This window comes from Enterococcus sp. AZ088 (genome assembly GCF_051714845.1).
GTDB lineage: Bacteria > Bacillota > Bacilli > Lactobacillales > Enterococcaceae > Enterococcus > Enterococcus faecalis.
The window spans coordinates 2,079,860-2,093,909 of sequence record NZ_JBIOSQ010000001.1; the positions used below are offsets into that span (position 1 = coordinate 2,079,860).

The following is a 14,050-nucleotide window of genomic DNA, read 5'->3' on the forward strand; positions in this document are numbered from 1 at the left end:
AATGAAAGCTATTGATTTACTCGTTTCCAGAAAGATTGTGCTTGCGTTTGCGCATCATGCCAAACTTTCTCTTCATCAATTCCTTGAACTTCACGATTACGCATCCGAATTTCTCCATTAATCACCGTGTCAGTAACCATCCCACCATTCATGCCGAATAAAATGTGCATGTTATAATTCTCTTTTGTCATTGGTGTCGGGCCATGATAATCAACAATAATGACATCTGCTGCTGCATCAGGTTCTAAAACGCCTAGCTTTGTTTTAAAATAGCGATTAGCCATTTGCGGATTATTATCAAACAGCATTGCGGGAATTTCTGCCCAAGCTGCATTTGGATCAGCTAAATGATGTTTGTGGATAACATTTCCTACCTTATAAGATTCCGTCATATCATTCGTATAACCATCTGTGCCAAGACCCATCAAAATACCATACTCATTAAACATGCGCATCGCAGGTGGGCAACCGACCGCATTCCCCATATTCGACTCTGGATTCGTGACCACCATTGTGTCTGTATCTCTTAGTAATTCCATCTCATGAGGGCCAATATGGATGCAATGGCCTGCCATTGTCTGTTTTCCTAAAATTCCTAAATCAAATAATCGGTTCACAATCGGCTTCCCATATTTTTTCAAAGAATCATGAACATCGGCTAAATCCTCTGCAATATGAATATGATAACCAATCCCATCTGGCGTATTGGCTGCACATAATTCTAAAGAAGCATCTGATAAAGTAAAGGCTGCATGCATACCCATCATCGCTTTTTGCATATCATCCTTTCTTAAGGAACTGGCTTTAATAAAGGCGGCATTTTCTTGAACTGCTTCCCGCATTTTCTGCTCACCATCGCGATCAGAAACTTCATAACAAAGGCAGGTCCGAATCCCTAACTCGTCCGCTGCATTAGATAATTGGGTTAAACTTCCTGTAATTTCTCCGTAACTAGCATGATGATCAAAGACAGTTGTAACACCGTTGCGAATACTATCTAAATAAGCAACCTTACCACTTTGATAAGTATCTTCTAATGTCAAGGCACGATCAATTCGCCACCATTGATCTACCAAAATATCCATGAAATTTTTAGGATGATAATTCGTTAAACTTAACCCACGTGCAAAGGTACTATAAATATGATTGTGCATGTTAATAAAGCCTGGCATAATCACTCCACCTTTAGCATCAATAAATGTCGCTTCTGGATAAGCTTGTTTTAAATCTTCTGTCGTTCCGACTTGTTTCACAACTTGACCATCAATCGCCACACACCCATTTTCAAAAAAATGATTCTGCGCATCCCGAGTGATTAAACGCCCATTTCCAATTAATAACATGTATTCTCCTCCTATTTTTCAACCTATTCCCCACAAGTGGCAAACGCTTACAAATCTATCGCTCAATCATTCACGAATATAGCTTGACTAGCTTGGCTAATCTATATCCCTACAAAAAGCATTTGAAGCGCTTGCATTTTTTACTAACGAACTCATTAACTTGATTAAAGTATATCACCTAACCTTAAAAAAAACAATGCTACCTAAAAAATATTTTTTAGAATTTTAACAGCCGTTATCTTGTATTATTATTTTTATCATGCTATCATTATTTTTCAGAACAGGTAGTACGCGACATTAAAGGATTTAGCCCTGCCTATTCCATTTAAAAATATTATGTTAAATTTGACACAATCTTATAAAAACTGTTTGTGCCAGGCACATTAGAAAGGAGCTTATTTATGTTATCCGACGAAAAACTTACTTTTTTAACACAAATTGCTAAAGGTTTAGCTGGTCAATTTGGGGAAAACTGCGAAGTCGTTATCCACCAAATCAATGAAGACAATATTAACAATTCTATTGTTTCCATTGAAAATGGTCATGTCTCTTCTCGTCATCTGGGCGATGGACCTTCTCAAGTAGTCTTAGAAGCCTTAAAAAAAGACCCTAGTGAGTTGAATGATCATATTAACTATCTAACCCGTACCCATGATGGTCGTATTTTAAAATCTAGTACAATGTATTTTAAAGATGAGAATGGTCAACTCGATGGTATTTTTGCTATTAACTACGACATCACTACATTGATTGCTGCAGAGTCAAACTTAAAATCTTTGATTTCCACTGCAGAACCTGAAGAAGATAAAGACCCTGATTACATTCCTCAGGATGTTAATGAGTTGTTAGACGATTTAATTCATGAATCAGTCAAATTAGTTGGCAAGCCGGTCCCATTAATGACGAAGGACGATAAAATCAAGTGTATTCAATTTTTAAACAATAAAGGCGCCTTCTTAGTCACTAAATCTGGAGACAAAGTTTCTAACTTCTTCAATATTTCTAAATATACGCTATACAGTTATATTGATGCGAAATAAAAATGGAAATCGATGGACGATTTGTTGTTAAGACAAGTCGTCTATTCTCTTTTTTCCTTCACTATTCTACTTTTTCTAAAAGACTTTTTAAATAATAGTAAGAAAAAGTAAAAGGAATTAATTTTTTATTTTAGTTATGGTATGATAGATTGAGTTTAATTTAAAATAACGAAAAATTAAAGATATAGAAATTGGGGGACAACAAATGGGGATTCGAAGTCATTTAGCAATTGCTGCAGGAAAAACTTCGCAATGGGTTTTACAAACATTTTTTAAAGGCGGCAGTAGCTACCCAGGGAAATTAGCCCTAAAAATCGATCCTAAAATTTTAGATACATTGGCAAAAGACTATGAAATTGTCGTAGTCACTGGAACGAACGGTAAAACATTGACAACTGCTTTAACTGTTAACATTTTACGCCAAGAATTTGATGAGGTATTAACAAATCCAACGGGTGCTAACATGGAGCAAGGAATTGTCTCTACTTTTTTAAATGCCAAGGCGAAAAAAGGACAAAAGAAATTTGCGGTTTTAGAAATTGATGAAGCAAGTTTAAGCCGTGTCACTAAATATATTCAACCAAAATTATTTGTTTTTACGAATATTTTCCGCGACCAAATGGATCGCTATGGTGAAATTTATACGACGTATCGCTTAATTATGGAAGGCGCCGCCGCTGCTCCTGAAGCAACTATTTTGTGCAATGGTGATTCGCCAATTTTTAATTCAAAAGAAACTGTAAATCCTCGCAAATACTATGGATTTAATCATTTACCACCGAAAGAGCAATTGGCTCATTACAATACAGATGGGGTTTTATGTCCAAAATGTAATCATATTCTTCATTATAAAATGATTACGTATGCTAATTTAGGTGATTACTATTGCCCAAATTGTGGCTTCAAACGCCCTGAGTTGGATGTGCAGTTAACGGAAATGGTCCGGATGGATAACACATCTGCTGATTTTGTGATTGATGGCGAAGAATACGGCATTGCTGTTGGTGGGATGTATAATGTTTATAATGCGCTAGCGGCCACAGCGGTAGCAGAATATTATCAGGTGGCACCAGATAAAATCCGAGCAGGCTTAGCTTATGATGAAAAAGTTTTTGGGCGTCAAGAAACTATTAAAGTTGGCGATAAAGAATGTACATTAGTTTTAGTAAAAAATCCCGTTGGTTTAAATCAGGTCATTGATATGATGGGCTTAGCCCCTTACTCTTTCTCGCTGGTTTCATTATTAAATGCCAATTATGCAGATGGAATTGATGTCAGTTGGATTTGGGATGGTAATCATGAAGCCTTTGCTGATATGGACATTCCAAAAGTAATTGCTGGCGGTGATCGCCATGAAGATATGGCCTTGCGTTTAAAAGTTGCGGGTATTCCTGAAGAAAAATTACTAGAAATTCCTGATTTAGAACAAGTAATTTCAGAAATTAAAACGTTGCCGACAGATCATGTCTATATTTTGGCAACCTATACTGCTGTTTTGCAATTAAGAAAATCATTAACAGCCCAAGGGTATATTCAAGGGGGAATGAATGGTGTCTAAAGAATTAGTCGTTTGTCATTTATATGGCAACTTATTAAATACTTACGGAGATAACGGAAATTTATTGATGCTTAAATATTTAACCGAAAAAATGGGCGTTACCTTCCGATCAGAAATTATCAGTATCTACGAACCGTTTGATCCCGAAAAATATGATTTAGTCTTTGTTGGTGGCGGTCAAGACTTCGAGCAACTGATCATCTCAGAAGACATTCAGAATAAAAAAGAAGCTTTGACTTCTTATATTGAAAATGACGGCGTCTTGTTAGCTATCTGTGGTGGTTATCAACTTCTAGGACATTACTATGTCGGCGCACAAGGCGAAAAAATTAAAGGAATCGGTGCATTAGATCATTACACTTTGAGCCAAGACAACAATCGTTTCATTGGTGATATCGAAATTTATAATGAAGAATTTGATGAAACGTATTATGGTTTTGAAAATCATAATGGCATGACTTTTTTAGGCGAAGGTGAACGACCTTTAGGAACAGTCAAACAAGGCAAAGGCAATAACGGTCAAGATAATGGCGAAGGCGTTGTCTATAAAAATGTGTTTGGCTCCTACTTCCACGGTCCAATCTTAGCACGCAACAAAAATCTAGGGATTCGGTTAATTCGGACCGCTTTAGAGAAAAAATATGGTGAACCGATCGCTATTCCTGAAACGCTTTATAAATAAAAGAAGAATCTAGTTCCTACATATAGGGCTAGATTCTTTTTCATTTCTCCGACAACTATTTACATCTTTACAAAATATAGTAAGATAAAGAGGTGCATTTAAAATCGAGAATTTCTCGGACTGGTTCGGAAACTTCCCAGAATAAAAAACTAAGTATCTCTCAATACTAACTCAAGTCATAGCTTTTTTAACAAGAGTTATCATTTGCAGTTAACGAAAAAGGAGGATTGGAAAAAATGCAAAAAGTAATTATTGATTGTGATCCTGGAATTGATGACACGCTTGCTCTCTTGTATGCACTTGCTTCACCAGAGCTAGATGTCCAAGCGATTACAGTTGTTTGCGGAAATGTCCCTGTGGAGATTGGCGTGGAAAATGTTTTTAAATGTTTGGAAAAAGTTAATCGCTTAGATATTCCTGTCTACCAAGGGGCTGCTAGCCCTTTAAAACGGCCATTTGTTAGTGCACAAGATACACATGGCATGGATGGTTTAGGTGAAACATATTTCCCCAGAACTAGCAAAATCCAAGCACAAGCGCTTTCCGCTGCTGACTATTTAGCACAAACCTTTCAACAAGCTACCGATTGCTCAATCATTGCCCTTGGTCCTTTAACAAATATTGCTTTGGCTTTAAAAAAAGAACCTCTTCTGGGGCGAAATCTTCAACGTTTTGTCTCAATGGGTGGCACCTTTAAAAGCCACGGCAATTGCTCTCCTGTTGCAGAATTTAATTATTGGTGTGATCCTGATGCAGCAGCTTGGGTTTTTGAGGAATTAGGTGCAAAAATCGAGATGGTCGGCTTAGATGTCACACGAGAAATTGTTTTTACACCAACAATTCTCAATTATTGTCAACGACTCAACCCCAAAATGGGGAATTACCTCGCTGAGATTACTCAATTTTATTTTGATTTTCATTGGAAATATGAACGTATTTTAGGGTGTGTTATCAACGATCCCTTAGCGGTTGCTTATTTTATTGATCCTACGCTCTGCCAAGGCTTTTCCAGTTACGGACAAATTGTTCCTGACGGCATTGCTATGGGGCAATCAATAATCGATCAATATCATTTCCAGCAGCAACCAGCTAATTGTCATGTCTTGACTACGGTTGATAGTCAACAGTTTTTCGTGAAGTTTCTATCCATTCTTTTAAATGTACAAATAGATGAGATCGAAAGAGATTTCAAAAATTTAAGGATGGGATAACCATGAAAAAAATAACACCACGAATCATTACAATTATCGCTTTTAGTGTTGCTTTAAATTACCTTGGCAGTACCATTGCGTTACTCCTTCGTTTACCAATTTATCTTGATAGCGCGGGAACTATTTTTACAGGTGCGTTATTAGGCCCACTCTTTGGCGCACTGACAGGTATTTTAACAAGTCTATTAACTGGATTGACAACGGATATCTTTTCTCTGTATTATTCACCTGTCCAACTCTGCACAGGAATTTTAGCAGGTTTGCTCCTTCATCAGCAGTTAAAAGTAACCAAATTACCATTTAAAACGTTGTGGTTAACGATACCAGGAACAGTGATTTCTTCCTTGATTACAGTTTGTTTATTTGGTGGAATTACTTCTGCTGGCTCCAGCATAATTGTCCAATTTTTATATGGTTTAGGCTTAAATCAGTTAGCAAGCGTCCTGTTGGTTCAATTGATAACAGATTACGGGGATCGTCTGCTATCAGTCATCATCGTCACAGCTGTTATCGCTGCCTTACCTAAACGTTCCTTTATAACAAAATAAACTGTTTTAATGCCAAAAAATGAGGAAATCATCTGTTGATGATCTCCTCATTTTTTTAGCGACTGCCAGGTTCTGAAGCTATAATCGTTAAATCACCTTCAAAACGCCAGCTCGGAATATCTGTTGGAAAGATAAAGCTATCGCCTTTTTTCAAATCAAAAGTAGCCACATCTGCTTTTGCAGCATCTTCTGTAATCAATCGACCCACACCTTCAATAACTGTTGCTAATGTATAAGGTGCTTGTTTTTTGACTTTTAGAATCCCACTGACACGCCACTCATAGACATTAAAGAAATCTGTTTTTACATAAGTAACAATGCTTGATTGTCCTTGATTTTCTTGTTGAATAGAGAGGTCAGGATCCTTCGCCGGAACGGTTGTCACATCAATGGATTGTTGAATATGCAATTCCCGGGTCTTTCCTTGATCATCTGTTCGATCATAATCATAAACCCGATACGTAGTATCACTGCTTTGTTGCGTTTCTAAAATTAAAATACCCGAGCCGATGGCATGAATAGTGCCGCTTGGTACATAATAAAAATCGCCTTTTTTCACTGGTACTTTTCTTAAAAGATCGTCCCAACGACCTTCTTCAATCATTTCTGCAAGTTCTTCTTTTGTTTTCGCGTGATGTCCATAAATGATTTCAGCGCCAGGTTCTGCATCAATAATGTACCAACATTCAGTTTTGCCTAGCTCGCCTTCATGTTTTTGACCATATGCATCATCAGGATGAACTTGCACGGATAAATCATCTTCAGCATCTAAAATTTTCGTTAATAATGGAAAGACAGCGCCACCTGCATGGCCGAATAGCTCTTGATGGTCTGCCCACAATTCATCTAATTTTTTTCCTTTAAATTCGCCATTTAAAACAGTACTAACGCCATGTGGATGTGCACTGATTGCCCAATCTTCACCAATTTTATCGCTCGGTAAATCGAAACCAAATAGCGTGTGTAGACGATTGCCGCCCCAAATTTTTTCTTGAAAAACAGGTTGTAAAAATAATGGTTCTTGCATTGACTGTGACCTCCCAAATTGAATTCGCTCTCATTATATCACTAAAAACTAGTCATTTCATCTGAAACTGATGATTTCTCTTTTAAATAGGTTGCCAACAACTGATCTCTTTCTTCGATATAAGTATTCCGGTGGTCCTCTGGATGGACTCGATTAGATAAAAAGATAAACGCTGATTGTTGTCGCACATCAATTAGCAAAAAAGTGCCTGTATAGCCTGTATGGAATAATAATGGCCGTTGCGTAGCTACATCATATTTAAAATCCCAGCCTAGAGAACGTGGTTTATCTGCAGCTGGCACTTGGTTAACTAGTAACAAATCAATTGTCTCTTTTTTCAAGAATTGGTGATTGTGATAACTGCCTCGATTTAAATACATTCGAACAAATTTTGTTAAATCATAGACATTGCTAAACAAGCCAGCATTCCCTGCATGTTCCCGTAAAACAAATGCCTTAGGATCATGGGTTGTACCTCGAATCAACCCTCTTTGTTCATGTAATTCTGTTGGCACACAGTTTAAAGGATTCTTTGGTAGAAACGTACTTTCGTTCATCCCTAAAGGAAGCAATACTCGCTCAGATAAAATTTCTATCATTGATTGCTGGAACATTTCTTCTAACATAAAGCCTAATAAAATAGTCCCTGCATCTGTATAAACAACTTTTTTACCTATCGCTTTGCCTGCGTGAAATGAATGATTGTAGGCGTCTTTTAATTCTTGGGCATTCAGCTGATCACGATTAGGAATATAGCCTTGTAAATCTGCCGTATGTGTCAACAAATGCCGGATTGTAATATTAGAATCTTGAAAAGAGGGATAATAAGTTTGTAATGATTGATCTAGAATAATTTTTCCTTCTTCCACTAATTGCAAAATAACGGTGGTGGTGCCGACTACTTTGGTTAAAGAAGCCACATCAAACAGCATGGCCGAGGTTAATTGTTCTTTAGTGGGTTTTATTTGTGCGAGTCCCCAACAATTGCTCTCCTCTTTTTCACCTTCAATGAAACAAAAACTAGCCCCCGAAAAAACACCTTTTTTCATCAATTTTTGAATTTTCCACTTTGTTTTTTCGTACATTTTTTCACCTTCTATTTTTAATATTAAAGGAAAAGTCTAGAATAAGTTCCGAACAAAAGTAGCGTTAAACTTTTATTCCGACTTTATTCCAGACTTGCTAAAACAAGCTTATTTTGTCTGTCTAAGCGTTTATTTTAAGACAAACCACCATTCCAAGCCAATTGGATCAAACACAGTTACAATCGCTTTTTTCTGGTCAATAAAGAACTCTTGATTTTTTGCCGTTAATTGTTGCTCCATTGCTAAAATATGTTCTTGATCAGAGAGCTTAATGGTAAAGAAATCTAAACCTAAGTGTGGATCAGGTAATTGATCCACTTCACTTGTTTCAGGTTTTTGGAATCCAATAGTTGCTTTGCCATCTTCTAAAACAAATTGATCTTTTTCATTGCGTTTTAAACCCAGAACTTCCTCATAGTATGCTTTTATTTCTTTTTGATTGTTTGTTTTTAATTGCACATGCGCTAAATATGACCCAGCGGCTAACCCTTGATGTGGCTCTAAGTCCTCACTGATAAGATCTTTAAGCACAATTGGTTGCTTTTCAGAAGTCGAATTTGCTGTTGCTTCATCGTGAAAAATCTCAAATTGATTGCCTTCAAGATCAGTAATGAACATGCTTTGTCGTGTGCCAATTTGGAAACTTTCATCAATTGGGTAGTCTTGCTCAAGCACTCGTTGAGCAATTTGTAAAAATTCTTTTTCCGTAGGAACTTTAATTGAAAAATAAGCCATTTGCTTTTCTTCATTATGAAAATCTTCAGCTTTTCTAGTTTCTTCTAAAATTAATAATTGCGTTCCTGCTTCACGTGTACCCCAGATAGACAGGTTATTTTCTTCTGACTTTAAAACAAAACCCATTACTTTTTTATAAAAGTCGACCATTTCGCCAACTTTTTTCGCACGAATGGCAATTGTTTTTAATGTCGCAGCTTTTTCTAATTGAAATTCAGTCATTTTTTCTGTTACCTCCATTTTCTTCTCTCCCATTTTATACATCTCTTGCTATTTCATCAAGTAATATCCTGTTTTTCTCAAAAGAAAATAGAAATTTTTCAATTTCGCTAACTTTTTGTCAAAAAAATAAGGCTTCAGGAACCAGTCTTTACGACTATGGCTCCTGAAGCCTCATCATGAATTACTATTTTTTTGCTTCGCCTTTTAGGCTACTTCTTCTGAAAACTGACTGTTATATAAGTCAGCATAAAAACCGTTTTTCGCCATTAATTCATCGTGGGTTCCTGTTTCCACAATTGATCCTTCTGCCATAACGATAATCGTATCGGCATCACGGATAGTCGACAAGCGATGAGCGACTACAAAGCTGGTCCGGTTTTCCAATAAACGATTCATTGCTGCTTGAATCAGTATTTCTGTTCGAGTGTCCACACTTGATGTGGCTTCATCCAAAATTAAAACGTCTGGATTTGCTAAGAATGCTCGAGCAATTGTAATTAATTGTCGTTGACCTTGAGAAATATTGCTGGCTTCTTCATTTAAAATCGTTTGATAGCCTTCTGGTAATTTTCTGACAAAATCATCCACATGGGCTGCTTTCGCCGCACGGATCACTTCTTCTTCGCTCGCTTGGTCATTACCATAATGAATATTGTCATAGATACTTCCAGTGAACAACCAAGTATCTTGAAGAACCATTGAAAAGTGTGCTCGCAACTCTTCGCGAGATAAATCGCGCGTATCTACGCCATCATATTTGATGCTGCCGCTACTAATATCATAGAAGCGTTCCAATAAGTTAATTAGGGTTGTTTTCCCAGCACCTGTTGGGCCCACGATTGCGACCATTTCCCCAGGTTTAACATTTAAATTGAAATCTTTCATTAATAATTTCTCTGGTGAATAGCCAAAAGCAACATGTTCAAAAGAAACACGATAAGGACTATCTGTTTCCACTGGTATGCCAGAAGGTTCATCCACCATTTCTTCTTCATCTAATACTTCAAAGACACGTTCTGCCGAAGCCACCGTAGCTTGGATTGTATTCATTAAATTAGCGATTTGAGTAATCGGTTGTGAAAATTGATTGGTATATTGAAGAAATGCTTGGACATCCCCTAAATCCATCATACCATTCGCTACTTTTACGCCACCAAGGACTGCAACAAACACGTAGCCTAGATTTTTGATAAAGTTCATTAAAGGCATAATGATCGCTGAAATAAATTGTGCTTTGCGACCAGCATGATATAATTTTTCATTTTCTTTTTCAAATACTTCTTGATCACTTTCTTCGTGGTTGAAACTTTTTACTACTACGTGACCACCGTAGGTTTCTTCGACTTGGTTATTCAATAATCCTAAGCTTTTTTGTTGAGCCGCAAAATGTTTTTGCGAGCGAGGCGCCACAACCATCACAACAATTAAACTTAATGGCACTGTTGCTAAGGCAATTAGTGTTAACTGCCAGCTAATGGTCAGCATCATCCAAAGTACACCCACAAATGTCACGATACTGGTAATTAATTGGGTTAAGTTTTGTTGTAAAGTACTCGCAATATTATCCATGTCGTTAATTGCCCGTGACATAATGTCCCCATTACTATGAGTATCATAATAGGAAATTGGAACTTTGTTCATTTTCGCTTCTAATTCTTGACGTAATTCATAAACTGTTCGCTGTGAAACACGTGTCATAATTACTTGCTGCAAGAAATTAAAGACAGCAGAAATAAGGTACATGGCAATAACAATTAATAAAATTTGACCGATTTTGTCAAAATCAATTGGAAAAGAAGTTATTTTTAAGCCTTGTTTCATTTCAGCAGCGCCTTTCATGACGCCTTTAAAAATTTCAGTTGTTGCCTGTCCTAATACTTTTGGTGTTTGAATTTGGAAAACGACGGCTGCGATTGCTAATACTAAGACAGCAATAATTGACAGCATTCGTTTAGACATGTATCGAAATAAACGTTTCACTGTTTTCCAGAAATTTTTTGGTTTTGGCCCTTTTGCGCCAATGTTGCGTCCTGGTCCACCGCCCATTGGTCCGCCTTTTGGTCGACTACTCATGCAAGGTCCTCCTCTCTCAATTGAGAATGTACAATTTCTTGATACGTTTGGTTATTCGCTAATAACTCTTCATGCGTTCCTTTACCAACTAATTTCCCTTCGTCTAACACTAAAATTGTCGATGCTTCCATAACCGTACTTACACGTTGGGCCACTAAAACGACAATTGCATCCGTCATCTGCTCTTTTAAGGCTTTTCTTAAATTAGCATCTGTTTTGAAATCCAATGCAGAAAAGGAATCATCAAAAACATAGACATCTGCTGGTTTTACTAAAGCACGAGCAATAGCCAACCGCTGGCGTTGTCCGCCAGAAAAATTACCGCCGCCTTGTTCGACATGACTATCCAAACCTTCTGCCAATTCTGAAACAAACGCCTTCGCCTGCGCAATTTCTAAAGCTTGCCAAATTTCTTCATCGGTCGCATTTGGGGCGCCGTATTGCATATTTTCACGAATCGTTCCTGTAAATAAAACAGCCTTTTGCGGTACAAAGCCAATCATTTCTCGTAAATTATGCTGTGACGTTTCTTTAATGTTTTTACCATTTAGCAAAATTTTGCCAGATTCAACATCATAAAAACGTGGTAAAAGATTAACCAGCGTTGTTTTCCCAGAACCTGTCCCACCAATAATTGCGACCGTCTCCCCAGATTTTGCTGAAAAATCTATATCTTCCAGTGCTAAGTTTTCAGCATGCTGGTAACGATAATTAACATGTTCAAACGCCAATGTTGCTTTGTCGCCTTTTAGAGAGAGTAGTTCTGGATTGGGTACATCTTTGATTTCTGAATCAGTATTTAGCACCTCATTAATCCGATCAGCAGAAGCTTGCGCCCGCGGTACCATGACAAAAATCATGGATAGCATCATGAAACTCATCAGAATTTGCATGGCATAAGTCATAAAGGCGATTAAGTTCCCTACTTCTAGTTGCATTTCCGCAATATAATGACCGCCAAACCAGGTGATTGCAATATTGGTACCACTCATAATGAGTGTCATTAAAGGAATCATCAAAGCGACAATCGTATTCACTTTAATCGCCGTTTGTGTATAATCCTTATTGGCTTCATCAAAACGTTGTTCTTCATAGTTTGCTTTGCCAAAGGCCCGAATCACACGAACCCCTGTCAGTCCTTCACGAAAAACTAAATTTAAACGGTCTGTTTTCTTTTGCATGCTTTTAAATAACGGAACCGCTAAAAACATGATACCACCCACTAAAACAGCCATAATTGGTAAAACATATAGAAAAATTTTCGTTAATTGTGGGTCCTTGTTATACGCCATAAAACTTGCACCAATTAACGTTAAAGGTGCGTTAATCATTAAACGTAAAAACATTTGCATAACCATTTGAATCTGATTGACATCATTGGTTGTTCGTGTAATTAGCGAAGCTGTCCCAAATTTGTCAAATTCATTATTAGAAAAATTTTCAACTTTTCGATAAATATCAGTCCGTAATTTTTTACCTAAACTTTGTGATTCTTTGGTGGCAAAAAAGGTATTTCCAATAGAAGCGACAATGCTAATCAAAGAAAAGCCTAACATGACAACTCCTGTACTCCAAATATAGTTAATATCTCCTTTAGCGACACCGTCATTAATGATATTAGATGTTAAAGTGGGCAGATATAAATCTGCAATAATTTGTACAATCATAAATAAAACTGCTGCAAAGACCGACCATAACGACATTCGTTTGACTAGTTTAATCAACTAACTTCTCCTCCTTTTTGTTACTTATAAGCGCCATTTTTCAACCAATTTAATTTCATTTTTAATTGTTTGACTGCTTCAGTTGAATCATAGGCGGGATTTTCTCTTTGTTGACGATACCCATCAACAATTGTTGAGAAAACGGCATGCATCGCCGTCTGCATAAACCATGTGAATTCTTTTGGCGTTTCAATGGTTAATTTCGAACGATCAATTATTTGATAAAGATGTTCTGCATAGGCAGCATGGCCTTTTCTTCCTCTATGCTTATGACAGTGCTGTTTCCTATTTTTTTCCTCTTCCCCAGTCGCTAAATTATCCGTCACCCGACGTGAAGCACGATAGTCCATGTTGACAAATAAATTCCGATAGAAAGAAGCATTCTCCCCAGTTAGCACTTCGACAATCATTTTGGAGAAATAGACATCCATGGCTTCGATTAAATCACCATTTTCTGCAATAATTTGTTTCTCTAAATCTCGTTCACTATTTTTTCTTAATGTCGCAAAGTAATAAAAATACAAATCTTCTTTGTTCTCAAAATATTGATAAAAGCTACCGCGAGGAATTTCCGCTAATTTAACAATATTTGCAATTGACGCTTCTTGTAAAGAATGGCGTGAAAATTCAATTTGCGCAGCATCTAATAAGCGTTGTTGCTTTTCTTCTGGCAAATGAAAAAACGTATTCGTAGGCATATTTGTGTTCCTCCCTTTTATGACACATTGTCATATGACACCATGTCATTATAGCACTCTCTATTCAGAATGCAAGTTTTTTACAAAAAAAATCAAGCACCTAG

At 37.0% G+C, this 14,050-nt stretch carries 12 protein-coding genes and 1 riboswitch; of the genes, 5 read left to right on the forward strand and 7 right to left on the reverse strand.

Annotated features, from left to right (window positions below; genetic code table 11):
• Positions 1-8: 8 nt before the first annotated feature.
• Complete coding sequence (gene ssnA, locus IGL17_RS09995; RefSeq protein WP_002381504.1) at positions 9-1,343, reverse strand: putative aminohydrolase SsnA; 1,335 nt, start codon at positions 1,341-1,343, stop codon at positions 9-11.
• 401 nt (positions 1,344-1,744) lie between these two features.
• Here ssnA and IGL17_RS10000 point away from each other — a divergent pair, with 401 nt between their 5' ends.
• The 5 genes from IGL17_RS10000 (at position 1,745) to IGL17_RS10020 (ending at position 6,382) form a co-directional block, all read left to right on the forward strand.
• Positions 1,745-2,383 (forward strand): helix-turn-helix transcriptional regulator, encoded by a 639-nt coding sequence (locus IGL17_RS10000; protein ID WP_002381503.1) that lies wholly within the window; start codon positions 1,745-1,747, stop codon positions 2,381-2,383.
• A 205-nt stretch (positions 2,384-2,588) separates the two neighbouring features.
• Entirely contained in the window at positions 2,589-3,941 is a 1,353-nt protein-coding gene (locus tag IGL17_RS10005) for a Mur ligase family protein (protein WP_002362254.1), read from the forward strand.
• Positions 3,931-4,623 carry a type 1 glutamine amidotransferase gene (locus IGL17_RS10010; RefSeq protein ID WP_002356583.1) on the forward strand — a complete coding sequence of 231 codons (693 nt, stop codon included), beginning with the start codon at positions 3,931-3,933 and terminating at the stop codon, positions 4,621-4,623. The genes IGL17_RS10005 and IGL17_RS10010 overlap by 11 nt, the downstream gene beginning before the upstream one ends.
• Before the next feature lie 114 nt (positions 4,624-4,737).
• Positions 4,738-4,782: riboswitch (PreQ1 riboswitch) on the forward strand.
• A gap of 77 nt (positions 4,783-4,859) precedes the next feature.
• Positions 4,860-5,834, forward strand: coding sequence for a nucleoside hydrolase (locus tag IGL17_RS10015; RefSeq protein ID WP_016618405.1), 975 nt, complete (start codon positions 4,860-4,862; stop codon positions 5,832-5,834).
• Positions 5,835-5,836: 2 nt separating this feature from the next.
• Positions 5,837-6,382, forward strand: coding sequence for an ECF transporter S component (locus IGL17_RS10020; protein WP_002359620.1), 546 nt, complete (start codon positions 5,837-5,839; stop codon positions 6,380-6,382).
• A gap of 55 nt (positions 6,383-6,437) precedes the next feature.
• On the opposite strand, the gene manA is transcribed toward IGL17_RS10020, so the two are convergent.
• The 6 genes from manA to IGL17_RS10050 form a co-directional block, all read right to left on the reverse strand.
• Entirely contained in the window at positions 6,438-7,409 is a 972-nt protein-coding gene (gene manA / locus IGL17_RS10025) for a mannose-6-phosphate isomerase, class I (RefSeq protein ID WP_002356580.1), read from the reverse strand.
• A gap of 41 nt (positions 7,410-7,450) precedes the next feature.
• Positions 7,451-8,494, reverse strand: coding sequence for a serine hydrolase domain-containing protein (locus IGL17_RS10030; RefSeq protein WP_016618406.1), 1,044 nt, complete (start codon positions 8,492-8,494; stop codon positions 7,451-7,453).
• A 129-nt stretch (positions 8,495-8,623) separates the two neighbouring features.
• On the reverse strand, positions 8,624-9,493 hold the full coding sequence (locus IGL17_RS10035) for a VOC family protein (protein ID WP_002359617.1): 870 nt from the start codon (positions 9,491-9,493) through the stop codon (positions 8,624-8,626).
• Between the two features lie 162 nt (positions 9,494-9,655).
• Positions 9,656-11,524, reverse strand: a complete 1,869-nt coding sequence (locus tag IGL17_RS10040) for an ABC transporter ATP-binding protein (RefSeq protein WP_002362577.1) — start codon at positions 11,522-11,524, stop codon at positions 9,656-9,658.
• Positions 11,521-13,248, reverse strand: coding sequence for an ABC transporter ATP-binding protein (locus IGL17_RS10045; protein ID WP_002374237.1), 1,728 nt, complete (start codon positions 13,246-13,248; stop codon positions 11,521-11,523). Before IGL17_RS10045 ends, IGL17_RS10040 begins: the two co-directional genes overlap by 4 nt.
• A gap of 20 nt (positions 13,249-13,268) precedes the next feature.
• Positions 13,269-13,946 carry a TetR/AcrR family transcriptional regulator gene (locus IGL17_RS10050; RefSeq protein ID WP_010821042.1) on the reverse strand — a complete coding sequence of 226 codons (678 nt, stop codon included), beginning with the start codon at positions 13,944-13,946 and terminating at the stop codon, positions 13,269-13,271.
• Between the last annotated feature and the right edge of the window lie 104 nt (positions 13,947-14,050).